20 protein-coding genes are annotated in these 24,757 nt (G+C 58.8%); 12 read left to right on the top strand and 8 right to left on the bottom strand.

The window, feature by feature from the left end; translation table 11 throughout:
* Window positions 1–111 precede the first annotated feature (111 nt).
* The 5 genes from AC1RQB_RS05065 to AC1RQB_RS05045 form a co-directional block, all read right to left on the bottom strand.
* The gene (locus AC1RQB_RS05065; RefSeq protein ID WP_063341596.1) at window positions 112–2,922 is read right to left on the bottom strand and encodes an FAD-binding and (Fe-S)-binding domain-containing protein; all 2,811 of its coding nucleotides are present in this window, start codon (window positions 2,920–2,922) and stop codon (window positions 112–114) included.
* Window positions 2,919–3,590 (bottom strand): LutC/YkgG family protein, encoded by a 672-nt coding sequence (locus AC1RQB_RS05060; protein ID WP_063341595.1) that lies wholly within the window; start codon window positions 3,588–3,590, stop codon window positions 2,919–2,921. Before AC1RQB_RS05060 ends, AC1RQB_RS05065 begins: the two co-directional genes overlap by 4 nt.
* On the bottom strand, window positions 3,590–5,044 hold the full coding sequence (locus tag AC1RQB_RS05055) for a LutB/LldF family L-lactate oxidation iron-sulfur protein (RefSeq protein WP_038978890.1): 1,455 nt from the start codon (window positions 5,042–5,044) through the stop codon (window positions 3,590–3,592). The genes AC1RQB_RS05060 and AC1RQB_RS05055 overlap by 1 nt, the downstream gene beginning before the upstream one ends.
* A complete protein-coding gene (locus AC1RQB_RS05050; protein WP_063341594.1) occupies window positions 5,041–5,865 on the bottom strand; it encodes a (Fe-S)-binding protein in 825 nt (274 codons plus the stop codon). The genes AC1RQB_RS05055 and AC1RQB_RS05050 overlap by 4 nt, the downstream gene beginning before the upstream one ends.
* Window positions 5,866–6,016: 151 nt before the next feature.
* The gene (locus AC1RQB_RS05045) at window positions 6,017–7,708 is read right to left on the bottom strand and encodes a lactate permease LctP family transporter (protein WP_063341593.1); all 1,692 of its coding nucleotides are present in this window, start codon (window positions 7,706–7,708) and stop codon (window positions 6,017–6,019) included.
* A gap of 262 nt (window positions 7,709–7,970) precedes the next feature.
* Here AC1RQB_RS05045 and AC1RQB_RS05040 point away from each other — a divergent pair, with 262 nt between their 5' ends.
* On the top strand, window positions 7,971–8,738 hold the full coding sequence (locus AC1RQB_RS05040; RefSeq protein WP_008067187.1) for a GntR family transcriptional regulator: 768 nt from the start codon (window positions 7,971–7,973) through the stop codon (window positions 8,736–8,738).
* 142 nt (window positions 8,739–8,880) lie between these two features.
* On the opposite strand, the gene smpB is transcribed toward AC1RQB_RS05040, so the two are convergent.
* The gene (smpB, locus tag AC1RQB_RS05035; protein WP_007900551.1) at window positions 8,881–9,363 is read right to left on the bottom strand and encodes an SsrA-binding protein SmpB; all 483 of its coding nucleotides are present in this window, start codon (window positions 9,361–9,363) and stop codon (window positions 8,881–8,883) included.
* A 118-nt stretch (window positions 9,364–9,481) separates the two neighbouring features.
* Here smpB and AC1RQB_RS05030 point away from each other — a divergent pair, with 118 nt between their 5' ends.
* The 3 genes from AC1RQB_RS05030 to AC1RQB_RS05020 are packed head-to-tail and all read left to right on the top strand — an operon-like array spanning window position 9,482 to window position 11,634.
* Entirely contained in the window at window positions 9,482–10,885 is a 1,404-nt protein-coding gene (locus tag AC1RQB_RS05030) for a sodium-dependent transporter (protein ID WP_008067189.1), read from the top strand.
* A 7-nt stretch (window positions 10,886–10,892) separates the two neighbouring features.
* Entirely contained in the window at window positions 10,893–11,327 is a 435-nt protein-coding gene (locus AC1RQB_RS05025) for a type II toxin-antitoxin system RatA family toxin (protein WP_008067191.1), read from the top strand.
* Window positions 11,320–11,634, top strand: a complete 315-nt coding sequence (locus AC1RQB_RS05020; RefSeq protein WP_063341592.1) for an RnfH family protein — start codon at window positions 11,320–11,322, stop codon at window positions 11,632–11,634. Before AC1RQB_RS05025 ends, AC1RQB_RS05020 begins: the two co-directional genes overlap by 8 nt.
* A gap of 61 nt (window positions 11,635–11,695) precedes the next feature.
* On the opposite strand, the gene AC1RQB_RS05015 is transcribed toward AC1RQB_RS05020, so the two are convergent.
* On the bottom strand, window positions 11,696–12,223 hold the full coding sequence (locus tag AC1RQB_RS05015; RefSeq protein WP_007900538.1) for an outer membrane protein assembly factor BamE: 528 nt from the start codon (window positions 12,221–12,223) through the stop codon (window positions 11,696–11,698).
* 97 nt (window positions 12,224–12,320) lie between these two features.
* On the opposite strand from AC1RQB_RS05015, the gene fur reads away from it, so the two are divergent.
* Window positions 12,321–12,725, top strand: a complete 405-nt coding sequence (gene fur / locus AC1RQB_RS05010) for a ferric iron uptake transcriptional regulator (RefSeq protein ID WP_003197684.1) — start codon at window positions 12,321–12,323, stop codon at window positions 12,723–12,725.
* 75 nt (window positions 12,726–12,800) lie between these two features.
* Here the strand turns inward: fur and recN are convergent, their stop codons facing one another.
* A complete protein-coding gene (gene recN, locus AC1RQB_RS05005; protein WP_063341591.1) occupies window positions 12,801–14,474 on the bottom strand; it encodes a DNA repair protein RecN in 1,674 nt (557 codons plus the stop codon).
* Window positions 14,475–14,715: 241 nt separating this feature from the next.
* Between recN and grpE the strand changes: the two genes are divergently transcribed.
* The 7 genes from grpE (at window position 14,716) to greA (ending at window position 24,748) form a co-directional block, all read left to right on the top strand.
* Window positions 14,716–15,282: a nucleotide exchange factor GrpE gene (grpE, locus tag AC1RQB_RS05000; RefSeq protein WP_007900531.1), complete on the top strand. Its 567-nt coding sequence runs from the start codon at window positions 14,716–14,718 to the stop codon at window positions 15,280–15,282.
* Between the two features lie 102 nt (window positions 15,283–15,384).
* Window positions 15,385–17,301 carry a molecular chaperone DnaK gene (gene dnaK / locus AC1RQB_RS04995; protein ID WP_008067196.1) on the top strand — a complete coding sequence of 639 codons (1,917 nt, stop codon included), beginning with the start codon at window positions 15,385–15,387 and terminating at the stop codon, window positions 17,299–17,301.
* Between the two features lie 298 nt (window positions 17,302–17,599).
* Window positions 17,600–18,724, top strand: a complete 1,125-nt coding sequence (gene dnaJ / locus AC1RQB_RS04990; protein ID WP_008067198.1) for a molecular chaperone DnaJ — start codon at window positions 17,600–17,602, stop codon at window positions 18,722–18,724.
* Window positions 18,725–18,733: 9 nt separating this feature from the next.
* Complete coding sequence (dapB, locus tag AC1RQB_RS04985) at window positions 18,734–19,540, top strand: 4-hydroxy-tetrahydrodipicolinate reductase (protein WP_007900515.1); 807 nt, start codon at window positions 18,734–18,736, stop codon at window positions 19,538–19,540.
* Between the two features lie 259 nt (window positions 19,541–19,799).
* A complete protein-coding gene (gene carA / locus AC1RQB_RS04980) occupies window positions 19,800–20,936 on the top strand; it encodes a glutamine-hydrolyzing carbamoyl-phosphate synthase small subunit (protein WP_008067202.1) in 1,137 nt (378 codons plus the stop codon).
* A 117-nt stretch (window positions 20,937–21,053) separates the two neighbouring features.
* Window positions 21,054–24,275 carry a carbamoyl-phosphate synthase large subunit gene (gene carB / locus AC1RQB_RS04975; protein ID WP_008067204.1) on the top strand — a complete coding sequence of 1,074 codons (3,222 nt, stop codon included), beginning with the start codon at window positions 21,054–21,056 and terminating at the stop codon, window positions 24,273–24,275.
* Entirely contained in the window at window positions 24,272–24,748 is a 477-nt protein-coding gene (greA, locus tag AC1RQB_RS04970) for a transcription elongation factor GreA (protein WP_007942892.1), read from the top strand. Before carB ends, greA begins: the two co-directional genes overlap by 4 nt.
* The last annotated feature ends 9 nt before the right edge of the window (window positions 24,749–24,757 follow it).

The raw sequence follows: 24,757 nt of genomic DNA, 5'->3' as shown, positions 1-24,757 counted from the left end.
AGGGGCCAGGCATCGCTGGCCATCAGGACGAGCTGCCAATTTTGGGAAAGGTCCCGCGTTTGCGGGACTTGATCGGTGGACTGCGACGGTGCGTCAGGGTTCTATTTTTCTTCAGGTCGCCCTGGCCTGGGTCACTCGATCCACCAGATAGACCAACCCGTGGTAGTCAATTCCGCCGTGTTGCGTCAGACCAATCTCACAGGTGCGGCTGGTGGAAATCCCTTCGCTGCATTGCTGTACCGCGTCCTTGAGCGTGCGCAAGGAATGAGCATTCAATTCCGGGGTGGTGAAGCCCTTGTCTCCGGCAAAACCGCAGCAGTGAATGCCTTCCGGGATGACCACGTTTTTACTGCACTTGCGCGCAAGATCGATCAACGCCTGGCTCTCGCCGAGATGCTGAGTGCTGCACGTGACGTGCACCGCGATTGGCGCTTCCTGAGGGGTGAAATCGAGACGATCCATCAAGTGGGTGCGGATGAAGCGCACCGGGTCGTACAAGTCCAGTCGCACGTCGCCCAGGTCCTGAACCAGCCGCAAGGTGCAGGGGCTGGTGTCGCAATAGATCGGGTCGAGCCCGCCGCGGCTGGCGTGCAGCAGCGCGCCGATCAGTTCCTGGCGCTTGTGTTCGGCTTGTTCGGCGTAACCCTTGGAAGCGAATGGCTGGCCGCAGCAGAGGTTGTCCTGATTATCCGGAAAAACTACCTGGTAACCGGCCTTTTCCAACAAGCCACGGGTTTTTTCGTACAACGACATTTGCTCTTTATCACCCGCCGCCGGGCCCATGACCCGCGACACGCAGGCTGCCAGGTACACCACCCGAGGCCGCTCGTCCGACACGGTCGGGCTGAAACGGATGGCTCTTTCCGGCTGTGGCATGGCGTTGGTCCATTGCGGAACCTGACCCTTGGACAGCCGCGTCAGCGATGCCGAAAGCTTTGCCAAACGTGGTGCCCCCAGCAGCATCCGCGCACCGTTGGCGACGTGCAGAGTAAAGCGCGCGCCTTGCAACGCGGTGGCGAAATTTCCTTCAATCCAGTTGGCGGTTTTCGTATGGGTTGCCTTACGGCCACGGAGCTTTTTCACCAGCTCACCGGTGTTGATTCCTACAGGACAACGTTGTGCGCACAGGCCTGTGGCGGCGCACGTATCGATGCCTTGGTATTCGTAAGCGGCTTCGAGCTCGGTGGTGTCGACACCTGCGCGCTTCTTCGCCTGGATATCTCGCCAAATCACAATGCGCTGGCGTGGGCTCAACGTCAGGCCTTTCGACGGGCACACCGGTTCGCAAAAGCCACACTCAATGCACTTATCCACAATCTCATCGGCGGCCGGCAACGGCTTCAGATGTTTGAGGTGGATCTGCGGATCGTCGCTGAGCACCACGTCCGGGTTGAGAATGCCGTTAGGGTCGAGCAGGCGTTTGAGCTGCCACATCAACTGGTAAGCGTCGCTGCCCCATTCCAGTTCGACGAAGGGCGCCATGTTGCGACCGGTGCCGTGTTCAGCCTTCAGCGAGCCGCCGAATTCAACGGCCACCAACTGCGCCACGTCGTCCATGAACGCTTGGTAGCGTGCGACTTCTTCCGCACTGTTGAAGCCTTGGGTGAAGACGAAGTGCAGATTGCCTTCCAGGGCGTGTCCGAAAAGGATCGCTTTGTCGTAGTGATGTTTGTCGAACAGCTCGATCAGGCGGTTGACGCCGATGGCCAGTTGCTCCACCGGGAAGGTGACGTCTTCGATGATCACCGTGGTGCCGGTTTTGCGCACCGCGCCGACGGCAGGGAAGGTGTCCTTGCGGATCGCCCAGAGCCGGGCGTTTTCCACCGGGTCTTCGGTGAAGTCGACTTGCTTCTCCACCGGGAAGCCGGTCAGCGACGCCATGATTTGCGTCAGCTGTTCCTTGAGCAAAGAAGACGAAGCGGCGCGGGATTCGATGAGCAGGGCGCAGGCATTGTTCGACAGGTGCTGTACGAAAGCCGGCATGCCGGGTTTGTCCTGCACCGAGCGCAGGCTGCGACGGTCCAGCAGTTCCACCGCCGACACCGGTTGGCTTTTCAGCACGGTTACCGCATTGCAGCAGGTTTCTACATCCGGGAACACGATCAGCGCCGACGCCTTGTTCGGGTGGTCGATCACCGTGTCGTAGGTTACCGCGCTGATAAATCCGAGCGTGCCTTCGGAGCCCACCAGCAAGTGGCTCAAGATATCCACAGGCTCGTCAAAATCCACCAGCGCGTTGAGTGACAGCCCGGTGGTATTTTTCAGACGGTATTTGTGGCGAATTTTCGCAGCCAATTCAGTGTTTGCGCGGGTCTCGCGGCCCAAAGTCGCCAGTTGTTCCAGCAACTCGGTGTGGCTCTCACGGAAGGCCATCACACTGGCGGCATCTTCGGTATCGAGACGGCTGCCATCAGCCAACACCAGGCGAATGCCGGCCAATGTGTGATAGGTGTTCTGCGCCGTGCCGCAGCACATGCCGCTGGCATTGTTGGCGACGATGCCACCGATTTTGCAGGCGTTGATCGACGCCGGGTCTGGTCCGATCTTGCGTCCGAACGGTGCCAGCCAGGCGTTGGCTTGGGCACCGATCACGCCCGGTTGCAGGCGGATCTGTGTTCCTTGCCCACGAATCTCGCGACCGTTCCAGTTATCCCCCAGCACGATCAGCACCGAATCGCTGATGGCCTGGCCAGACAGGCTGGTGCCGGCGGCGCGGAAGGTCACCGGGACCTGATCCCGTTGCGCCAGTTTGAGCAGCGCCACCACTTCGTCTTCGGACTCGACGCGGATCACCAGTTTCGGAATCAGCCGGTAGAAACTGGCGTCGGTGCCGAAGGCCAAGGTCGACAGCGGATCGTCGAAACGTCGTGCCTGAGGAATCAGTTGCTGTGCATCTCGCAGGAAAGCCGCCGGTAGACTCATTGGTCCTCCAGGATCAGAACGACCAGGTCTTTCGGGCCATGGGCGCCGTAAGCCAATACTTGCTCGATGTCGGCAGTCTTCGACGGGCCGGACACCAGCAAGGCGTTGGTCGGCATGCCTTGAGCCCATTCGAACTCCTGCTGCACCTGATAAAAGTTATCGCGGATTTCACTGGCCTTGAGCAAGGCAAAATGCACCGGCGGCACCAGGCTCATCAGGCGCGGTTCTTCTCGCGTCGGCCAGAGAATCAGGCTACCTGTCGCGGCGATTGCGCCGAGGGTGGTGGTCAGGCTGGCCGGGGTGTCGTTGAACAGCTCGGCTTTCCACTCCTCGACCGGACGGTCGTAGGCTTTGAGCGCGGGCAGGCCAGGATTTTTCGCCCAATGCTGAGTGATGCGTTGACCGTGAGGTGTCGTCGGCGCAACCAACAGGCTGGGCAACTGGCGATCCTGCAGCAGTTTCGCCAGCAATTCGGGCCAGCCTTCTCCGGACGTCAGATGAATTTCGGTGTGCACCGCTTCCATCAGTTTGCGCAGTTGCGGGATGCGCTGTTCTGGCGTGTAGGTGTAGGGCTCGGTCACCAATTCGACATCGAAGTTGTCAGGCACAGGCGTGGTGCCTGTCAGACTGTTCCGTAACTTGGCGAGGATATTTTGCTTGGCGCTCATCAGCGGTCTCCCTGTTTGGCCAGATGCTCGCGGGCCATGTCATGCAGTGAGCGGGCGGCGGGTTTCGGTGCGCTGTGGTTCTGGGTCCACGGACCGACGTTGCTCGGCGTCAGCGCGCGCAGGCGGGTGGCGAAGAAGCCGAACAGGCGATAGAGCGTTGGCGAGCTGTTGAGCTTCGCCCAGGCGTTCCAGATAAATCGTTCTTTGCGCGAGTACTTGCTGCCCTGACCGCGCATCACTTGATGCGGGCTGTCCGGGGCTTTGACGTTCTCTTCCCGTAGGCGACGCAACAATGCGGGGATCGGAATTTTTACCGGGCAGACTTCACCGCAAGCGCCGCATAACGACGAGGCACTCGGGTGGTCGGGGACTTTCGCCAGGCCGACCATGTGCGGGGTGATGATTTTTCCGATAGGCCCAGGGTAAACCTCCCCATAGGCATGGCCGCCGATTCGGGTATAGACCGGGCAATGATTCATACAGGCGCCGCAGCGGATGCAGTTCAGCGTCTGGCGCAATTCGCTGTCGGCAAACGCCTGGCTGCGGCCGTTGTCGAGCAATACCAGGTGCACTTCCTGCGGGCCGTCGAGTTCATGTTCCTTGCGCGGGCCGGAGATCATGTTGACGTAGGTGGTGATCGGCTGGCCGAGAGCCGAGCGGGTCAGCAGCGACAACAGCGGTACAACGTCCCGCAGGTTTTCGACGACTTTCTCGATGCCCGTGACGGCAATATGTACGGGCGGCACGGTGGTCGACATGCGCCCGTTGCCTTCGTTTTCCACCAGCAGCAAAGTGCCGGTTTCGGCCACGGCGAAGTTGACGCCGGAGACGCCGATGTCTGCTTCGAAGAATTTCTGTCGCAGGACTTTGCGACCGATCTGAATGAGTTGGTCTACGTCCTTGGTGTACTCCACGCCAAGTTTGTCGTGGAACAAGGACGCGACCTGACCGGCATTCTTGTGGATCGCCGGCATAATGATGTGTGAAGGCTTCTCGTGGTCGAGCTGGACGATGAATTCGCCCATGTCCGACTCCAGGCATTCAATGCCTTGAGCCGCGAGGACATGGTTCATCTCCATCTCTTCGCTGACCATCGATTTGCCCTTGATCACTTGCCGCGCCTCGTGAGCGCGGATGATCGATAAGACGATGCCATTGGCTTCGTCCACCGTTTCCGCCCAGTGCACTGTCACACCGTTGCGGGTCAGGTTCTGTTCAAGTTGCTCGAGCAGGTCGGGCAACTTGGATAAAGCACGGGCGCGGACAGCATTGCCCAGCACTCGCAAATGTTCTCGCTCAAAGGCATCGCTGAAGGACGCTGCCCGTTTGCTCATCAGTGAATCCATCGCGCTGCGAAAGTTGTTTCGCAGTTGCGTGTCAGCCAAAGCCTTGTGAGCCCGGGCGCGAAAATCTTCTTCTACAGCAACCGTAGGAATAATCGTGGAAGTGCTCATTGAGCACCTCCGGTACGCTGCCACAGGAAACTGGCCAGATGCTGACCGCGCAACGCTTCCTGCTGTTTCTCCAGCGAGCCATTGATGTTCATCAGGCAACCGCAGTCGGCACTGAGTACCTTGTGCGCACCGGATTCCTTCAACGACCGGGTCTTGTCAGCCACCATCGCGCCGGAAATATCTGGCATACGGACGCTGAAAGTCCCACCAAAGCCACAGCATTCACTTTCGTGGCTATGGTCGACTCGCTCCACGTTGCTTAGCTGCGCCAACAACTCACGGCCGTGCAGGTGGGTGTTCATTTCTCGGCGTGCCGAGCACGACGTGTGCAACGCCACTTTAACCGGCTCGCCGCTGTCCTTGAGCTGCACCTTGCAGACAAACAGCAGGAACTCCGCCAGTTCATAAGTCCGGTCGGCCAGGGCCTGGACCTGCTTCAACGTTTGCGGCTCATCCTTGAACAAGTCGGCGTAGTGTTCGCGCAACATGCCCGCGCAAGACCCCGATGGCACCACCACCGGATAATTCCCGGCAAACAGCGCCAGTTGTGAGCGCGCCACGGTCCGGGCCTGTTCGGTGTAACCCGAGGTGTAGGCCGGTTGCCCGCAGCAGCTTTGCCCTTGCGGGTAGTCGACACGAATGCCTTCGCGTTCCAGCAGGTGGATCGCGTCCATCCCGGCTTCCGGGTAGAACAGATCCACCACGCAAGTCCCGAACAGGTAGACCCGTGACGGTTTTTCGCTGGGGTATTGCCGAGGCTCGGGCAGTGGCGGGGCGACGCGGGTCGCGTTTGGCACTGCGTTGTAAAAAAGCTCGCTCATCAGGCGTGTCTCCGGGTGGTCCCGGTTATCCGTCCGCTGAGGCTGCTGAATATAGTGAGGGAAGCTTTCAGCAGCCTTGCAGACCCGGTTGTGAATAGCTGACGCCGGGGGCGTAACCCAGCGTCGGTTTTTTCCGTGTCGCGTGTAGTTCTTAGTGCACCAGCATGCCGGTGAACCAGTAGGCCTGAGCCAACGTGATCAGGCCGACGATCGTTGCAAAGAATAGGCTGTGCTTGAGGGTGAAGCGGAACAGATCCGATTCCTTGCCCACCAACCCGGTCGCGGCACAGGCCACGGCGATCGATTGCGGCGAAATCATCTTGCCTGTCACGCCGCCGCTGGTATTCGCCGCCACCAGTAAGGTGTCGTTGACGCCGATCTGGTGCGCGGTGGTTGCTTGCAGCGAACTGAACAGCGCGTTGGACGAGGTATCGGAACCGGTTAGGAACACGCCGAGCCAGCCGAGGAATGGCGAGAAGAACGGGAATGCCGCACCTGTGCCTGCCAGTACCAGAGCCATGGTCGATGACATGCCCGAATAATTGGTGACGAAGGCGAAGGCCAGCACCATACCGATGGACAAAATCGGCCAGCGCAGTTCGTAGACGGTCTCTTTGAAAGTGGTAAGACCAATTTTGAGATTGATCTTCAGCACCAGCATCGAGATCAGCGCAGAGAAGAAAATTGCAGTGCCGGTCGCGGAAATCGGATCGAGTTTGAACACCGCCGGAATCGCCGTCGGGGCTGTCACGATCGGAGCGACCTTGATCACCATTTGATCCAGATGCGGGATCGCGAAGTTGAACACCCAGCTATACATCGAGCCACCCGCAGCGAACATCGCCTTGAACGGTTTCAGCGTCCAGATGGTGACCAGTACGGTGAGGATCAGGAACGGCGACCAGGCTTTGAAAATTTCCCCCAGGCTGTAAGGCGAAGCCACGGTGGTGCGCGGTTGGCCGAAACCACCGGCGCTGGACACCACGGAAGCCGAGACGGCGCCGACGATGTGTTGGCCGGCGGCGCGTTTTGGTTGCCAGATTTTCAGGAACAGCGTCAGGGAAATCAGGCTGGCCAGTGCCGAGGTGATGTCTGGCAGTTCCGGGCCGATGAAGTTCGAGGTGAAGTATTGGGTGATGGCAAAGCTTAAACCAGCTACCAGCGCCGCCGGCCAGGTTTCCCGAACGCCGCGCAGGCCATCCATCATGAACACCAGCCAGAACGGCACGAACAGCGACAGCAATGGCAGTTGGCGGCCGGTCATGGCGCCGATCTTGAACGCGTCGATGCCGGTGACTTGCCCGGCGACGATGATCGGAATCCCCAAGGCGCCGAAGGCTACCGGCGCGGTGTTGGCGATCAGGCACAGGCCCGCGGCGTACAGCGGGTTGAAGCCCAGTCCCACCAGCAGCGCGGCGGTAATCGCTACCGGTGCGCCGAAACCGGCGGCACCTTCCAGGAAGGCGCCGAAGCAGAAGCCGATCAGCAGCACTTGCAGGCGCTGGTCGTCAGTGATCGACAGCACCGAGCTGCGGATCACTTCGAACTGACCACTCTTGACCGTCAGTTTGTACAGGAACACCGCTGCCACGATGATCCACGCAATCGGCCACAAGCCATAGGCGAAGCCATATCCGGCTGCCGCGAAGGCCATATCGACCGGCATCTGGAACGCGAAGATTGCCACGGCAATCGACAGCGCGAGGGTAATGCTGCCGGCCACGTGGCCTTTGAGGCGGAACACGGCCAAGGCCAGGAAGAAAAATACGATGGGGATGACGGCCGCGAGTGCGGACACGCCGAGACTGCCGAGCGGGCTGTAGAGCTGTTGCCAGGTTTGCATATGGGGTGGCCCCTAATTGTTGTTGGTCAGGCACTGGTCAGCGTTCTTGGTTAATTGGTAATACCAATTTACAATCGCTGTTGGCTAGGGTAAAAGCCTTGTATGCGGTGTGTCAATTTGCCGCCCTAAAACTTTTGTCGAATGAGCGGTGCAGAGGGCATCTGATCTGTTCGATCAAACGTTGTCTGGTAGGTGCTGGCGCAGCGCCAATAGGCCAGAATAGAGAGCCCGGCGAGCCGTCGGGATCGTGGAGAATTGAGTGATGGGGTTTGATCAGATTCGGCAGCGCCGTTTGTCTGACGATATTGTCGAGCAGCTTGAGGGGATGATCCTCGAGGGCACATTGAAGGCTGGCGAACGCTTGCCGGCTGAGCGCGCGTTGGCCGAGCAGTTCGGCGTGTCACGCCCTTCGTTGCGCGAAGCGATTCAGAAACTGACGGCCAAAGGGCTGCTGGTCAGTCGTCAGGGCGGCGGCAACTACGTGGTGGAATCCCTGGGCTCGACGTTCAGCGATCCGCTGTTGCATCTGCTGGAAAGCAACCCCGAGGCCCAGCGCGATTTGCTGGAGTTTCGTCATACGCTGGAAGCCTCCTGTGCGTACTACGCGGCATTGCGCGCGACTGATGTGGATCGCGAGCGGCTGACGGCGGCATTCGACGAGTTGCAGGACTGCTATTCGCGTCATGACGAAGTGAGTCGGCTAGAAGAGGGCGCGGCGGACGCAAAATTTCACTTGGCAATCGCCGAAGCCAGCCATAACGCGGTGTTGCTGCACACCATTCGTGGGCTGTTCGACCTTCTCAAGCGCAACGTGGTGACCAACATTGGCGGCATGTACAAACAGCGTTCAGAAACCCGCGACATGCTGATCGCGCAGCACAGAGAATTGTATCTGGCGATTATCGAAGGACGGGCAGAGCAGGCGCGGGAGGTTTCCAGTCGGCACATTTTGTATGTGCAGGAAGTGCTGGAAGAGGTGCGTCAGGAAGTGCAACGCGTGGCTCGGGCGGAGCGGCGCAAGGGGATGTAATCAGTTAGTTCTGTGGTGATTGGACGATTGCATTCGCGAGCAAGCCCGCTCCCACAGGTTCCGGGTCTGCCACATAAATGTCGGCATCCACAGATAATGTGGGAGCGGGCTTGCTCGCGAAAGCGATCTGAAGGCGAAAGAACTAGTCTTCCTTGCCCTTGTTTCGCACCGCACGCTGCAATTCACGACCGGCGTCGCGCTCGCGTTCGGTATCACGCTTGTCGTATTCCTTCTTGCCCTTGCCCAGAGCGATCTCGCACTTGACCATGTGCTTGCTCCAGTACCAGGACAGGCATACGCAGGCGTAACCTTTTTGCTGCACGGCAGCGGCCAGCTTTTCCAGCTCCCGCCGGTTGAGCAGCAATTTTCGGGTGCGGGTCGGATCTGCGATGACGTGGGTGCTGGCAGTCATCAGCGGCGTAATGTGGCTGCCGAGCAGCCAGGCTTCGCCATCTTTGAGCAGCACGTAACTGTCAACCAGTTGTAGTTTGCTTGCCCGCAAACTTTTTACTTCCCAGCCGGCCAGGACCAGACCAGCCTCGAACTTATGCTCGATGAAGTAATCGTGTCGCGCCTTTTTGTTCTGCGCGATGGTCCCTGTTGGGTGTTTCTTCTGTTTAGCCATAGGGGCGGCATTATAGGGAGTTGCAAGCGAGTCGGCTACGGTATCGCTACGTGCTTGAGCAGGTTGATTGAATCCCGGACAATGCGGCCTCTTTTTTGAACGCTTGGGCGTGATAACGATGTCGACAGACAAGGTTTCTGTCCACGGCAGTTGGGCTAGCCGCTGGGTCTTCATACTCGCCGCGACCGGTTCGGCCGTGGGTTTGGGTAGTATCTGGAAATTCCCTTACATGGTCGGCGTCTACGGTGGCGGAGCCTTCGTGCTGATGTTCCTGGCCTGTATTGCGCTGATCGGTGTGCCTGTGATGCTGGCCGAAACCCTGATCGGCCGACGCGCACGGCAGAGCCCGGCCAATGCCTTGAAGGTTCTGGCGCTGGAAGCGGGGCATTCGGCGAAGTGGTCCTGGGGGGCGTTTGCCGGGATGATCACGGCGTTGCTGATTCTGTCTTTCTATAGTGTGGTCGGCGGCTGGTCGCTGGACTACATCATCGACATGGGGCGTGGCGACTTCCAGGGGGCGACGCCTGATCAGGTCGGCGCCTACTTCGGCAATGTGATCGCCGACCCATGGCGCCTGACACTTTGGCACACGATTTTCATGCTCCTCTCCGCCGTGGTGATCGCCAAAGGCGTAGTCGCCGGGCTGGAGCGCAGCCTGCGAATCATGATGCCGCTGCTGTTCGTGATGGTGATTGTCCTGCTGGGCTACAGCATGACCACCGGCCATTTCATGGAGGGCGTGCATTTCATGTTCGACTTCCACCCGGAAAAAGTGCTCGACGGCTTGCTGCCGGCCATGGGGCATGCGTTCTTCTCCCTGAGCGTGGGCGTCGGTTCGATCATGATCTACGGTGCTTACATGCCGAAGAGCTCGTCGATTTCCGGCACCATTGTCGGTGTGGCGCTGCTCGATACTTTCGTTTCCCTGGTGGCCGGTCTGGCATTGTTTCCGATTGTGTTCGCTGCCGGCCTGAACCCGAGCGAAGGCCCTGGCCTGATGTTCGTCAGCCTGCCATTTGCCTTTGGCAACGTAGCGTTCGGCCAATTGATGGGCGTAGTGTTCTTCGTGCTGGTAGCGATTGCGGCCTGGAGTTCGGCGATTTCCCTGCTCGAACCGATGGTGGCTTACCTGGTTGAGCGCACGAAGATCAGTCGTGCCTGGGTTACCTTCTGGTTGGCATTCATCTGCTGGTTCGTCGGTCTGGGCACGGTGTTTTCCTTCAATATCTGGAAGCAAGCCAAGTTTTTCGTGAACGAAGGCGGGATGTTCCACCTCTATCAATGGGGAGCAGCCGGTGGTCTGGACTTCTTCGGTGTGATCGATTTCTTCACCTCGCGGATCATGTTGCCACTCGGTGGTTTGTGTTTCGTGGTGTTTGCGGGCTGGGTGATGGGGCGTGAAGCGGTGCGCGACGAATTGTCGATCCGCCGTCCGGTGCTGTTCGCCCTGTCCCTGTTCTTGATGCGCTATGTGGCGCCCATCGGCATTCTCGTAGTGTTTGCCGCCCAGCTGTGGAAGTAACGCTGACATGACGACACACATTCAACGTTCGGCCCTGCTGCCATATCCGGCACAAGCGCTGTATGACCTGGTCAACGACGTGGCCCGCTATCCGGAATTCCTGCCGTGGTGCTCGTCGGCGGAAGTTCTGGAAAGTACTCCTGAGCTTATGCGTGCCAGCGTCGGCGTGGCCAAGGGTGGCCTGAGTCAGCATTTCGTGACGCGTAATACCCTGGTGCCCGGGCATTCGATCGAGATGAACCTCGAAGAAGGCCCGTTCAGCCAGTTGCATGGCATCTGGGTGTTCAAGCCGTTGGGCGAGAAGGCCTGCAAGATCAGTCTGGACTTGTCGTTCGACTACTCGGGACCGCTGGTGCGTGCGACGTTGGGGCCTTTGTTCAATCAGGCGGCGAATACGCTGATGGACGCGTTTTGCCAGCGTGCGAAACAGATGCATGGTTGAGGCCGTGATCAAGGTTGAAGTGGTGTATGCCGCTGTTGATCGTCAGGTATTGCTGACCGTAACGGTGCCGGTGGGTGCAACGGTGCGAGATGCGTTGCTCATATCCGGCCTGAACAGCGAATTCCCTGAGCTGGATCTGACCAGTTGTCCGGTTGGGATCTTTGGCAAAGTGATCGCTGAACCGGCCAATCGTCCGGTTCAGGCAGGGGATCGCCTCGAGATTTACCGGCCGTTGCTTGCCGATCCGAAAGAAGTTCGCCGGTTGCGCGCCGCCAAGGCGGCCGAGGTCAAAGCCCGGAATCAGTGATCCGGTTAAACGCCAGGCGATAAAAAACCCGGACATGCCGGGTTTTTTATTGCGTCGCAAATTATTGCGGCGAGGTTTCCAGCGGTTCTGGCGTCGGGACTGGAACGGTTTCCACGTTGTCCACGTCCTTCTGGATCTGATCCAGCAACGACCCAGGCTTGACCGGTTTTTCTGGCTTCGGCTTCTCGGCGTTTTCGGCAGGCGCGGTCACGGTAGTGTCGCTGTCCTTGCCGAGAATGGCTTCGTCGCGGCTCACGCCCGGCATGAAATCGCCAGAGAGGCTGACAAGTTGATCATTTGGGTTGAAGATAACGCTAATGCGTTCCTGTTGGCGTTCACCGCCACCCGGTTGCAGGCTGTAGAGATAATCCCAGCGATCGGCATGGAACGTGTCGGTCAGCAGAGGGTTACCCATGATAAACCGTACTTGCCGGCGGGTCATTCCCGGGCGTAACTGGTCTATCATGTCCTGCGTGACGACATTGCCCTGCTGGATGTCGATTTTGTAAACCCCGGGGAATGAACAACCGGCGAGTGCGAGCAGTCCCACAAAGGTGAAACTGGTTAGCAAGAGCTTGGTGTTTTGCATCGGTGGGCGACTTCCACTATCTTGGCTGGGACAACGTAAACGCCGATCATACCCGCATTAAGAGAAGCTGCGAAGCAGCATCGCGAGAAAGCTGACCATGGTTGAAAATAGCGAACTACGCAAAGCCGGCCTCAAAGTGACCCTTCCACGGGTCAAAATTCTGCAAATGCTCGATTCCGCCGAGCAACGCCACATGAGTGCCGAGGATGTTTACAAGGCGCTGATGGAGGCTGGTGAGGACGTCGGTCTGGCCACGGTTTACCGTGTTCTGACCCAGTTCGAGGCAGCTGGCCTTGTGGTGCGGCACAACTTCGACGGAGGCCATGCGGTCTTCGAGCTGGACGACGGCAAGCATCACGACCATATGGTCAACGTCGAGACCAGTGAAGTGATCGAATTCTTCGACGAAGAAATCGAGCGGCTGCAGAAAGCAATCGTCGACAAGTATGGCTTCGAGATGGTTGATCACAATCTTGTGCTGTACGTACGCAAGAAAAAGTAAGCATGTCGCGCGAACTTCAGGTTCGCGAAACGAACGAAGGCGACCCTAGGGTCGCCTTCGTGCTTTCTGCAGTTCTTAAATTTTCGCGGTAACGACCATCTTTTTCGCGTGAGCCAGTGATTCCTTGGTGAGATCGATGCCACCGAGCATCCGTGCCACTTCTTCAACGCGATCGGTCTTGCTCAGTTTTGAGACGGCCGTATGTGTGGCGTCTTCACCGCGGACCTTGTGTACAAACAGATGTTGATGCCCCTGCGCCGCCACTTGCGGCAAGTGAGTCACGGTCAGAACCTGCCCACGCTCCCCGAGGCGTCGCAGCAACTGGCCGACAATCTCGGCGGTCGGGCCGCCGATACCCACGTCCACTTCATCGAACACCAGGGTCGGTACGCGGGAGGTCTGTGCAGTGATCACCTGAATCGCCAGGCTGATACGCGACAGTTCGCCCCCCGACGCTACTTTTGCCAGGGCTTTCAATGGTTGTCCCGGGTTGGCGCTTACCAGCAGTTCTACTTGTTCGAGTCCATTGGGCAGCAGTTCGTCGCTGCTATTGGGGCGCAGCTCGATGGTGAAGCGGCCGCCGGGCATGCCCAGGCGCTGGATTTCCTGTTCTACGGCACTGGCCAGGCTGCTTGAGGCTTGATGCCGCAGGTCGCTCAGCTCCCGCGCCTTCTCCTGATAATGACGGGCGTAGGAGGCCAGCTCATCGCTCAGTCGTTCAATGGATTCGTCGTTGGCATTCAGGGTTTCGATTTCATCGAGTAGCTTCTGCTGCATCTCAGCGACCTCGGTCGGCTGGATGCGGTGTTTGCGCGCCAGGGTGTAGATGGCATCGAGGCGCTCTTCCAGGTATTGAAGGCGGGCCGGATCGGCGTCGAAATTGTCGAGGAAACGGTTTAGCTCGCCTACGGCTTCTTCAACCTGAATCTGCGCGCTGGTCAGCAGGCTGCTGGCTTCGCCCAAGGCGCCGATCGAATTGTTCACGCTCGATAGGCGATTAAGGCTGGCGGTGAGCGCGTTCAGTACGTTGCCGGAATCACTTTCGCTGCATTGTTCGACCACTTGCCGGCAAATGCCCAGCAGGGTTTCGGCGTTGGTCAGGTTCTTGTGTTCCTGTTCCAGCTGATCCAGCTCGGTTTCGCCGAGGCCGAGGTTTTCCAGTTCTTCAAGTTGGTAGCTGAGCAACTGATGGCGGGCGCGCTGTTCGTCGCCGGAGTTGGAAAGGCGTTCCAGTTCCTGGCGGGTCTGGCGCCAGCGTTGGGCGGCCAATTGCACCTGGCGGGCCAGGTCTGTGGCACCGGCGTATTCGTCGAGCAGACGGCGATGAGTATCGGTTTTGAGCAGGGATTGGTGTTCGTGCTGGCTGTGGATATCGATCAGCAACTCGCCCAGGGCCTTCAGGTCACCGAGGGGGCAGGGAGTGCCGTTGATGTAGCCGCGGGATCGCCCTTCAGCGGTGATCACTCGACGCAGAATGCACGGGCCGTCGTTCTCGAGGTCGCGCTCGGCCAGCCAGGCGCTGGCTTCCGGGATGTCGATCAGGTCGAAGGTGGCCAGGATATCGGCCTTGTCGGCGCCCGGGCGGACCACGCCGCTGTCGGCGCGATCGCCCAGGGTCAGGCCCAGGGCATCGAGCATGATCGACTTGCCGGCGCCGGTTTCCCCTGTGATCACGCTCATCCCGCGATCGAGTTCGAGATCGAGATGTTCAACGATGGCGTAGTTATGTACGGACAGGTGCACCAGCATAAAGGCCGCTCCCAGGCTTTAGGTCTGGTTATTTATACAGTGTTTTGTTTCGGGCTGACAATGCCCTCTCTTAGGTCGATTTGCTTGAATCGCGAAAATCCTTAGCGCAATGAGGAATGACAATGCAGCTGTTTTTTGTAGGGTTAATCATCAAATAGCCCTTGAAGCTGAATTTTGCGGCCCCATATACCGGGGCAGAAGCGCGAGTTGAGCTCGCGGACGATATTGGAAGGAGAAATCTATGGCTGACGAACAGACAGTGGATACGCAAAATCTAGACGCCAACCAGGGCCCCGAGGCTTCGGGTGAAGACCTGGCGGCTCGTGTACAAGTGCTCGAAGAGCAATTGGCTGGTGCGCAGGATCAGGCTTTGCGTGTAGCCGCCGATCTGCAGAACGTCCGCCGCCGTGCCGAGCAGGACGTTGAAAAGGCTCACAAATTCGCCCTGGAAAAGTTCGCTGGCGACCTGCTGCCGATCATTGACAGCCTGGAACGCGGTCTGGAGCTATCCAACCCTGACGACGAGAACATTCGTCCGATGCGCGAAGGGATCGAGCTGACCTTGAAAATGTTCCAGGACACCCTGAAGCGCTATCACCTGGAAGCGATCGATCCTGAAGGCGAGCCCTTCAATGCCTCGCATCACCAGGCAATGGCCATGCAGGAAAGCGCCGACGTCGAGCCAAACAGCGTGCTCAAGGTATTTCAGAAGGGCTACCAGCTTCACGGTCGCCTGCTGCGCCCGGCCATGGTCGTGGTCAGCAAGGCACCTGCACCGGTTTCGCCTTCGATTGACGAGCAGGCTTGAAATTAGCCGCAAGGCCCCCATTTAGAAGTCAAGCGTTTAAGTGCTACCGCAGTCAGCCACCACTACTGCGGCATCCAAATCCAAAGTTTCGGGAGAGTGAACATGGGCAAAATTATCGGTATCGACCTGGGGACTACCAACTCCTGCGTCTCCGTGCTGGAAAACGGCAAAGCCAAAGTTATTGAAAACGCTGAAGGCGCGCGTACCACGCCGTCGATCATCGCTTATGCCAACGACGGTGAAATCCTGGTTGGCCAGTCGGCCAAGCGTCAGGCAGTGACCAATCCGCATAACACCCTGTACGCGGTGAAGCGTCTGATCGGTCGTCGTTTCGACGAAGAAGTCGTACAGAAAGACATCCAGATGGTCCCTTACAAGATCGTCAAGGCTGACAACAATGACGCCTGGGTTGAAGTGAATGGCCAGAAAATGGCGCCGCCACAAATCTCGGCTGAAATTCTGAAGAAGATGAAGAAGACCGCCGAAGACTACCTCGGCGAGCCAGTGACCGAAGCGGTGATCACCGTTCCGGCCTACTTCAACGACAGCCAGCGTCAAGCCACCAAAGACGCCGGCCGCATCGCGGGTCTGGACGTTAAACGTATCATCAACGAACCAACCGCAGCCGCACTGGCCTACGGTATGGACAAGGCCAAAGGCGATCACACCGTGATCGTTTACGACTTGGGCGGCGGTACTTTCGACGTTTCCGTGATCGAAATCGCTGAAGTCGATGGCGAGCACCAGTTCGAAGTGTTGGCCACCAACGGTGACACTTTCCTGGGCGGTGAAGACTTTGACATTCGTCTGATCGACTACCTCGTTGACGAATTCAAGAAAGAAAGCGGCATGAACCTCAAGGGTGACCCGCTGGCCATGCAGCGCCTGAAAGAAGCCGCTGAGAAAGCCAAGATCGAACTGTCCTCGAGCCAGTCGACCGACGTGAACCTGCCATACATCACTGCAGACGCTACCGGTCCTAAGCACTTGAACGTGAAAATCTCCCGCGCCAAGCTCGAAGCGCTGGTTGAAGACCTGGTTCAGCGCACCATCGAACCTTGCCGCATTGCGATGAAAGACGCCGGTATCGACGTTGGTTCGATCAACGACGTGATCCTGGTCGGCGGTCAGACCCGTATGCCACTGGTTCAGAAGCTGGTGACCGATTTCTTCGGTAAAGAAGCACGTAAAGACGTCAACCCTGACGAAGCTGTTGCCATGGGTGCTGCTATCCAGGGCGCGGTATTGGCTGGTGACGTGAAAGACGTTCTGCTGCTCGACGTCAGCCCGCTGACCCTGGGTATCGAAACCATGGGCGGCGTGATGACCGCGCTGATCGAGAAAAACACCACGATTCCTACCAAGAAATCGCAAGTGTTCTCGACTGCCGACGACAACCAGGGCGCAGTGACCATTCACGTACTGCAAGGTGAGCGTAAGCAAGCCGCACAGAACAAGTCCCTGGGCAAGTTCGACCTGGCCGAGATTCCACCAGCACCACGTGGCGTGCCACAAATCGAAGTGACCTTCGACATCGACGCCAACGGCATCCTGCACGTCGGCGCGAAAGACAAGGCTACCGGCAAGACTCAGTCGATCGTGATCAAGGCCAACTCCGGTCTGTCCGAGGAAGAAATTCAGCAGATGGTTCGCGATGCTGAAGTGAACGCTGAAGAAGACCGCAAGTTCGAAGAGCTGGCCAGCGCCCGTAACCAAGGCGATGCCCTGGTTCACTCGACGCGCAAAATGGTCGCTGATGCTGGCGATAAAGTGAGCGCAGAAGAGAAGACTGCAATCGAAGCCGCTGTAGTTGCCCTGGAAACCGCCATCAAAGGCGACGACAAGGCCGCTATCGAAGCAAAGGTTGAAGAGCTGTCCAAGGTTTCTGCGCCAGTAGCTCAGAAAATGTATGCCGAACAGGCTCAGCCAGCTGAAGGCGCGGCACCGCACGACGAAAAAGCTGAAAAGGCTGACGACGTTGTTGATGCCGAGTTCGAAGAAGTCAAAGACCACAAGTAAGTTGTTGGTCGCCCGGTTGACTGCCTTCAGGCGGTGACTGGTAGGATGTCGCCGCGCGGGAGCTTGCTCCCGCGTTGGCGTGTCTGGAGTTAGCGAATTTTTACAGCATGCGACAACCGTTCGGGTGCTGATGGTATGGCCGGAAATGCTCCTGCTTTTCGAGCCAGAAGTACCGTATTGAATCAAAGACCAGGATCGTTGAATTGACGTGAGTTGGGTCCGGGCCTGTATTGGGGCTCAACGAGTTTGGCGAGGCTCAGGAGAGGTTTGCCGAACGTCCTTAAGAGTGCAAAGACTTATGGCAAAGCGTGACTATTACGAAGTATTGGGTGTTGAGCGTGGTTCAAGCGAAGCGGACCTGAAAAAGGCCTACCGTCGCCTGGCGATGAAGCATCACCCGGACCGTAATCCCGATGACAAAGCGTCGGAAGATATGTTCAAGGAGGCCAACGAGGCCTACGAAGTGCTGTCCGATTCCAGCAAGCGCGCGGCCTATGACCAATACGGTCATGCCGGTGTCGACCCGAGCATGGGTGGCGGCGGTGCCGGTTTTGGCGGTCAGAATTTCTCCGACATCTTTGGCGATGTCTTCAGTGACTTCTTCGGTGGCGGTCGCGGCGGTGCTCGTGGCGGTGCTCAGCGCGGCAGCGATCTGCGTTACACCCTGGAGTTGAACCTGGAAGAAGCGGTGCGCGGCACGACCGTGAATATCCGCGTTCCGACACTGGTCAACTGCAAGCCGTGCGATGGCTCGGGCGCCAAGAAAGGCTCCTCGCCGATCACGTGCCCAACGTGCGGCGGTATCGGTCAGGTACGCATGCAGCAGGGCTTCTTCTCGGTACAGCAGACCTGCCCGCGCTGCCATGGCCAAGGCAAGATCATTTCCGATCCGTGCGATTCCTGCCGCGGCGAAGGTCGTGTCGAAGAGTACAAGACCCTGTCGGTGAAAGTGCCGGCCGGTGTCGATACCGGCGACCGTATTCGCTTGTCTGGTGAGGGCGAGGCGGGTGCGCAGGGTGGTCCGACCGGTGACCTGTACGTGGTAATCAACGTGCGAGAGCACGCGATCTTCCAGCGTGACGGCAAGCACCTGTTCTGCGAAGTGCCAATCAGCTTCGTCGATGCAGCGCTGGGCGGCGAACTGGAGATTCCGACCCTTGATGGTCGGGTCAAGCTGAAGATTCCGGAAGGGACTCAGACTGGTAAGCAGTTCCGTGTTCGCGGCAAAGGCGTCGCGCCGGTTCGTGGAGGCGGTGCTGGTGACCTGATGTGCCGCGTGGCGGTCGAAACCCCGGTCAACCTGGGTCGTCGTCAGCGCGAATTGCTGGAGGAGTTGCGCAGCTCCCTGGCGGGTGACAACAGTCATTCGCCGAAAACCACCGGTTGGTTCGAAGGCGTGAAGCGCTTCTTCGGCGATTTGTAAGGAGTCGGCATGCGACGTATAGCTGTGATGGGCGCTGCCGGGCGCATGGGCAAGATTCTGGTCGAGGCGGTGCAGCAGCGCGCGCCGCTGACCGGCCTGACGGCAGCCATAGTGCGCCCTGGCAGCACACTGATTGGCGTGGATGCTGGTGAGCTGGCATCGCTGGGGCGAATCGGTGTGCCGCTGTCCGGCAAGCTGGATGCGGTGGCCGATGAGTTCGATGTGTTGATCGACTTCACGCTCCCGGAAGTGATGCTGAAAAACCTGGAGTTCTGCCGTAAAGCGGGCAAGTCCATGGTGATCGGCACCACGGGGCTGGACGTGGCGCAGAAACAGTTGCTGGCCGAGGCGAGCAAGGATATTGCGATTGTGTTCGCGGCCAATTTCAGTGTTGGTGTAAACCTGTCGCTGAAGCTGCTCGATATGGCAGCTCGTGTGCTGGGCGATGAGGCTGACATCGAAATCATCGAGGCTCATCATCGGCACAAGATCGATGCGCCTTCAGGTACGGCTCTGCGCATGGGCGAGGTGATCGCCAGCGCGCTGGATCGTGATCTGCAGAAGGTTGCGGTCTATGGTCGTGAAGGTCACACCGGTGTGCGTGAGCGTGAAACGATCGGCTTCGCGACTGTTCGTGGTGGGGATGTGGTCGGTGATCATACGGTGCTGTTCGCCTGTGAAGGCGAGCGACTGGAAATCACTCACAAAGCATCCAGTCGCATGACCTTCGCCAAGGGTGCGGTACGTGCAGCTTTGTGGCTGGATGGTCGTGAGCCAGGCCTTTACGACATGCAAGACGTGCTCGACCTGCGGTAAGATGTGCCCGAAATCGGGTTCAAACTCAGCGTTTGGGCCCGGTTTTATTCCGCCAAGCGACGTCCTGTCGCATTCTCCGGCCTTTAGGGCTCATTGGCGGTAGACCAAAAATGCCTTTTTCTGTAAGCTACAGCTTTAGTGTGTCCACTAAAAGCGCGCAGAATAATTCGGTGAAGAAGCGGGGTGACGTGTCCATACGTCACTCCGCTTTTTTACAACCTGCGATCGCCCTTTCAGGCTTTATTTACGGGAGGTCTTCTTGACTAAGCCAGCCATACTCGCCCTTGCTGATGGCAGCATTTTTCGCGGCGAAGCCATTGGAGCCGACGGTCAAACCGTTGGTGAGGTGGTGTTCAACACCGCAATGACCGGCTATCAGGAAATCCTTACCGATCCTTCCTACGCCCAACAGATCGTTACCCTGACTTACCCGCACATCGGCAATACCGGCACCACGCCGGAAGACGCCGAGTCCGACCGCGTCTGGTCCGCTGGCCTGGTCATCCGTGACCTGCCACTGGTTGCGAGCAACTGGCGCAACACGATGTCACTGTCCGACTACCTGAAAGCCAACAATGTGGTGGCTATCGCCGGTATCGACACCCGCCGCCTGACACGCATCCTGCGTGAGAAAGGCGCGCAGAACGGCTGCATCATGGCCGGTGACAACATTTCCGAAGAAGCCGCCATCGCCGCCGCTCAGGGTTTCCCTGGCCTTAAAGGCATGGACCTGGCAAAAGTCGTCAGCACCAAAGAGAAGTACGAGTGGCGCTCGACTGTCTGGGATCTGAAAACCGACAGCCACGCGACCCTTGAAGCCTCCGAGCTGCCATACCACGTGGTGGCCTACGACTACGGCGTCAAGGTCAACATCCTGCGCATGCTGGTCGAGCGCGGTTGCCGCGTGACTGTGGTGCCTGCACAGACTCCGGCCGCCGAAGCGCTGGCACTGAAGCCTGACGGTGTGTTCCTGTCCAACGGCCCGGGCGACCCTGAGCCATGCGACTACGCGATCCAGGCAATCAAGGACGTGCTGGAAACCGAGATTCCGGTGTTCGGCATCTGCCTCGGTCACCAACTGCTGGCTCTGGCCTCCGGCGCCAAGACCCTGAAAATGGGCCATGGCCACCACGGTGCCAACCACCCGGTCCAGGATCTGGACAGCGGTGTGGTGATGATCACCAGCCAGAACCACGGTTTTGCGGTAGACGAAGCGACCCTGCCAGGCAACGTTCGGGCGATCCACAAATCGCTGTTCGACGGCACCCTGCAAGGCATCGAGCGTACCGACAAGAGCGCCTTCAGCTTCCAGGGTCACCCTGAAGCCAGCCCTGGCCCGAACGACGTAGCGCCACTGTTTGATCGCTTCATCAACGAAATGGCCAAGCGACGCTAATCGCTCGCCCTGATGTAGCGAAGCCTGAGGGCGGTCCCGAAACCGGTGGCCCCCTCAAGGCTTCAGAGATTGAACAAGACGGCTTGCCGACTGACCTGCGGATTTGAGTGACAACCCATGCCAAAACGTACAGACATTAAAAGCATCCTGATTCTCGGCGCTGGCCCGATCGTGATCGGCCAGGCCTGCGAATTCGACTACTCCGGCGCCCAGGCCTGTAAAGCCCTGCGCGAGGAGGGTTACCGCGTCATCCTGGTGAACTCCAACCCGGCGACCATCATGACCGACCCGGCCATGGCCGACGCCACCTACATCGAGCCGATCAAGTGGCAGACCGTTGCCAAGATCATCGAGAAAGAGCGTCCGGACGCGCTGCTGCCAACCATGGGTGGCCAAACCGCTCTGAACTGCGCACTGGACCTGGAGCGCGAAGGCGTTCTGGAGAAGTTCGGCGTAGAAATGATCGGCGCGAACGCTGACACCATCGACAAGGCCGAAGACCGTTCGCGCTTCGACAAGGCGATGAAATCCATCGGTCTGGACTGCCCGCGTTCGGGTATCGCCCACAGCATGGAAGAGGCCAACGCGGTTCTCGAGCGTCTGGGCTTCCCGTGCATCATTCGTCCGTCCTTCACCATGGGCGGCACCGGTGGCGGTATCGCTTACAACCGTGAAGAGTTCGAAGAAATCTGCGCTCGCGGTCTGGACCTGTCGCCGACCAAAGAGCTGCTGATCGACGAATCCCTGATCGGCTGGAAAGAATACGAGATGGAGGTTGTCCGCGATAAGAAGGACAACTGCATCATCGTCTGCTCCATCGAAAACTTCGACCCGATGGGTGTGCACACCGGTGACTCGATCACTGTTGCGCCAGCACAGACCCTGACCGACAAGGAATACCAGATCCTGCGTAACGCCTCGCTGGCGGTACTGCGCGAGATCGGCGTCGAGACTGGCGGTTCCAACGTGCAGTTCGGCATCTGCCCGAACACCGGTCGCATGGTCGTCATCGAGATGAACCCGCGGGTATCCCGTTCCTCGGCCCTGGCCTCGAAAGCCACCGGTTTCCCGATCGCCAAGGTCGCGGCAAAACTGGCCGTCGGTTACACCCTCGACGAGCTGTCGAACGACATCACCGGTGGCAAGACCCCGGCGTCCTTCGAGCCGTCCATCGACTACGTCGTCACCAAGCTGCCACGTTTCGCCTTCGAGAAGTTCCCGAAAGCCGACGCACGCCTGACCACTCAAATGAAGTCGGTCGGTGAAGTCATGGCCATCGGCCGGACCTTCCAGGAATCCTTGCAGAAAGCCCTGCGCGGTCTGGAAGTAGGCGTTTGCGGCCTGGACGAGAAGCTCGACCTGAGCAACCCGGAAAGCATGAGCATCCTCAAGCGCGAACTGACCGTGCCGGGCGCCGAGCGTATCTGGTACGTCGCTGACGCGTTCCGCGCCGGCCTGTCGGTCGAAGATATTTTCGGCATGAACATGATCGATCCGTGGTTCCTGGTGCAGATCGAAGACCTGATCAAGGAAGAAGAGAAGGTCAAGACCCTGGGTCTGGCCAGCATCGACCACGACGTGATGTTCCGCCTCAAGCGCAAAGGTTTCTCCGACATGCGTCTGGCCAAGCTGCTGGGCGTGACCGAGAAGGCTCTGCGTCGCCACCGTCATAAGCTGGAAATCTTCCCGGTCTACAAGCGCGTTGACACCTGCGCGGCCGAGTTCGCCACCGACACCGCTTACCTCTACTCCACGTACGAGGAAGAGTGCGAAGCCGCACCGTCGGGCCGTGACAAGATCATGATCCTCGGCGGCGGCCCAAACCGTATCGGCCAGGGCATCGAGTTCGACTATTGCTGCGTACACGCGGCACTGGCCCTGCGCGAAGACGGTTACGAGACCATCATGGTCAACTGCAACCCGGAAACCGTTTCCACCGACTACGACACCTCCGATCGTCTGTACTTCGAACCAGTGACCCTGGAAGACGTACTGGAAATCGTCCGCGTCGAGAAGCCGAAAGGCGTGATCGTCCAGTACGGCGGCCAAACCCCGCTGAAACTGGCTCGCGCCCTGGAAGAAGCCGGCGTGCCAATCATCGGCACCAGCCCTGACGCCATCGACCGTGCCGAAGACCGTGAGCGCTTCCAGCAAATGGTTGAGCGTCTGAACCTGCGTCAGCCGCCAAACGCCACCGTGCGCAGCGAAGACGAAGCGATTCGTGCCGCGGCCAAGATCGGTTACCCGCTGGTGGTTCGTCCGTCCTACGTACTGGGCGGCCGCGCGATGGAAATCGTCTACGAAGAAGAAGAACTCAAGCGCTACCTGCGTGATGCGGTGAAAGTGTCCAACGACAGCCCGGTGCTGCTCGATCACTTCCTCAACTGCGCCATCGAAATGGACGTGGATGCGGTCTGCGACGGCACCGACGTGGTGATCGGCGCGATCATGCAGCACATCGAACAGGCCGGCGTTCACTCCGGTGACTCCGCATGTTCCCTGCCGCCGTACTCGCTGCCTGCTCACATCCAGGACGAGATGCGCGAACAGGTCAAGAAAATGGCCCTGGAACTGGGCGTTGTCGGCCTGATGAACGTTCAGTTGGCACTGCAAGGCGAAGACATCTACGTCATCGAAGTCAACCCGCGCGCTTCCCGTACCGTACCGTTCGTGTCCAAGTGCATCGGTGTTTCCCTGGCAATGATCGCGGCTCGCGTGATGGCCGGTAAAACCCTGAAGGAAATCGGCTTCACCAAAGAAATCATTCCGAACTTCTACAGCGTGAAAGAGGCGGTGTTCCCATTCGCCAAGTTCCCTGGCGTGGACCCGATCCTGGGCCCAGAGATGAAGTCCACCGGTGAAGTGATGGGCGTGGGCGACACCTTCGGCGAAGCCTTTGCCAAAGCCCAGATGGGCGCCAGCGAAGTGCTGCCGACTGGCGGTACCGCATTCATCAGCGTGCGTGACGATGACAAGCCACTGGTTGCAGGCGTGGCCCGTGATCTGATCAACTTGGGCTTTGAAGTGGTCGCCACTGCCGGTACTGCCAAGCTGATCGAAGCCGCAGGCCTGAAAGTGCGTCGTGTGAACAAGGTGACCGAGGGCCGTCCGCATGTGGTCGACATGATCAAGAATGACGAAGTCACCCTGATCATCAACACCACCGAAGGTCGCCAGTCGATCGCCGATTCCTACTCCATTCGTCGCAATGCCTTGCAGCACAAGATCTACTGCACCACTACCATTGCTGCTGGCGAAGCTATCTGCGAAGCGCTGAAGTTCGGTCCCGAGAAGACCGTGCGCCGCTTGCAGGATTTACACGCAGGATTGAAGGCATGATCAAATACCCAATGACCGTCCAGGGCGCGAAAGCCCTGGAAGAAGAACACGCTCACCTGACCAAGGTCGTTCGTCCGAAGCTCAGCCAGGACATCGGTACGGCCCGCGAGTTGGGTGACTTGAAGGAAAACGCCGAGTACCACGCTGCTCGCGAGCAGCAGGGTATGGTCGAGGCGCGGATTCGTGACATTGAAGGCCGGATTCAGAATCAGGTCATCATCGATGTCACGACCATTCCTCATACCGGCAAAGTGATTTTCGGCACTACCGTTGAAATCGCCAACGTCGAGACGGATGAGCGCGTCACTTACCACATCGTGGGTGAGGATGAAGCTGACTTCAAACTCGGCAAGATTTCGGTGGGTTCGCCACTGGCTCGCGCCTTGATCGCCAAGGAAGAGGGTGATGTGGTCGCCGTGAAAACGCCAGGTGGCGTTATCGAGTATGAGATTGTCGAAGTTCGCCACCTCTGAAAGAAGGCG

The organism is Pseudomonas sp. GW822-FHT02E03 (assembly GCF_058802325.1).
Note: the sequence above shows the minus strand (reverse complement) of the source record. Positions and strands in the feature narration are given on the sequence as shown.

Bases quoted from the DNA above. Each gene is read 5' to 3' on its own strand.
- AC1RQB_RS05065 (WP_063341596.1), bottom strand. From the start codon at position 2,922: ATGAGTCTACCGGCGGCTTTCCTGCGAGATGCACAGCAACTGATTCCT.
- AC1RQB_RS05060 (WP_063341595.1), bottom strand. From the start codon at position 3,590: ATGAGCGCCAAGCAAAATATCCTCGCCAAGTTACGGAACAGTCTGACA.
- AC1RQB_RS05055 (WP_038978890.1), bottom strand. From the start codon at position 5,044: ATGAGCACTTCCACGATTATTCCTACGGTTGCTGTAGAAGAAGATTTT.
- AC1RQB_RS05050 (WP_063341594.1), bottom strand. From the start codon at position 5,865: ATGAGCGAGCTTTTTTACAACGCAGTGCCAAACGCGACCCGCGTCGCC.
- AC1RQB_RS05045 (WP_063341593.1), bottom strand. From the start codon at position 7,708: ATGCAAACCTGGCAACAGCTCTACAGCCCGCTCGGCAGTCTCGGCGTG.
- AC1RQB_RS05040 (WP_008067187.1), top strand. From the start codon at position 7,971: ATGGGGTTTGATCAGATTCGGCAGCGCCGTTTGTCTGACGATATTGTC.
- smpB (WP_007900551.1), bottom strand. From the start codon at position 9,363: ATGGCTAAACAGAAGAAACACCCAACAGGGACCATCGCGCAGAACAAA.
- AC1RQB_RS05030 (WP_008067189.1), top strand. From the start codon at position 9,482: ATGTCGACAGACAAGGTTTCTGTCCACGGCAGTTGGGCTAGCCGCTGG.
- AC1RQB_RS05025 (WP_008067191.1), top strand. From the start codon at position 10,893: ATGACGACACACATTCAACGTTCGGCCCTGCTGCCATATCCGGCACAA.
- AC1RQB_RS05020 (WP_063341592.1), top strand. From the start codon at position 11,320: ATGGTTGAGGCCGTGATCAAGGTTGAAGTGGTGTATGCCGCTGTTGAT.
- AC1RQB_RS05015 (WP_007900538.1), bottom strand. From the start codon at position 12,223: ATGCAAAACACCAAGCTCTTGCTAACCAGTTTCACCTTTGTGGGACTG.
- fur (WP_003197684.1), top strand. From the start codon at position 12,321: ATGGTTGAAAATAGCGAACTACGCAAAGCCGGCCTCAAAGTGACCCTT.
- recN (WP_063341591.1), bottom strand. From the start codon at position 14,474: ATGCTGGTGCACCTGTCCGTACATAACTACGCCATCGTTGAACATCTC.
- grpE (WP_007900531.1), top strand. From the start codon at position 14,716: ATGGCTGACGAACAGACAGTGGATACGCAAAATCTAGACGCCAACCAG.
- dnaK (WP_008067196.1), top strand. From the start codon at position 15,385: ATGGGCAAAATTATCGGTATCGACCTGGGGACTACCAACTCCTGCGTC.
- dnaJ (WP_008067198.1), top strand. From the start codon at position 17,600: ATGGCAAAGCGTGACTATTACGAAGTATTGGGTGTTGAGCGTGGTTCA.
- dapB (WP_007900515.1), top strand. From the start codon at position 18,734: ATGCGACGTATAGCTGTGATGGGCGCTGCCGGGCGCATGGGCAAGATT.
- carB (WP_008067204.1), top strand. From the start codon at position 21,054: ATGCCAAAACGTACAGACATTAAAAGCATCCTGATTCTCGGCGCTGGC.
- greA (WP_007942892.1), top strand. From the start codon at position 24,272: ATGATCAAATACCCAATGACCGTCCAGGGCGCGAAAGCCCTGGAAGAA.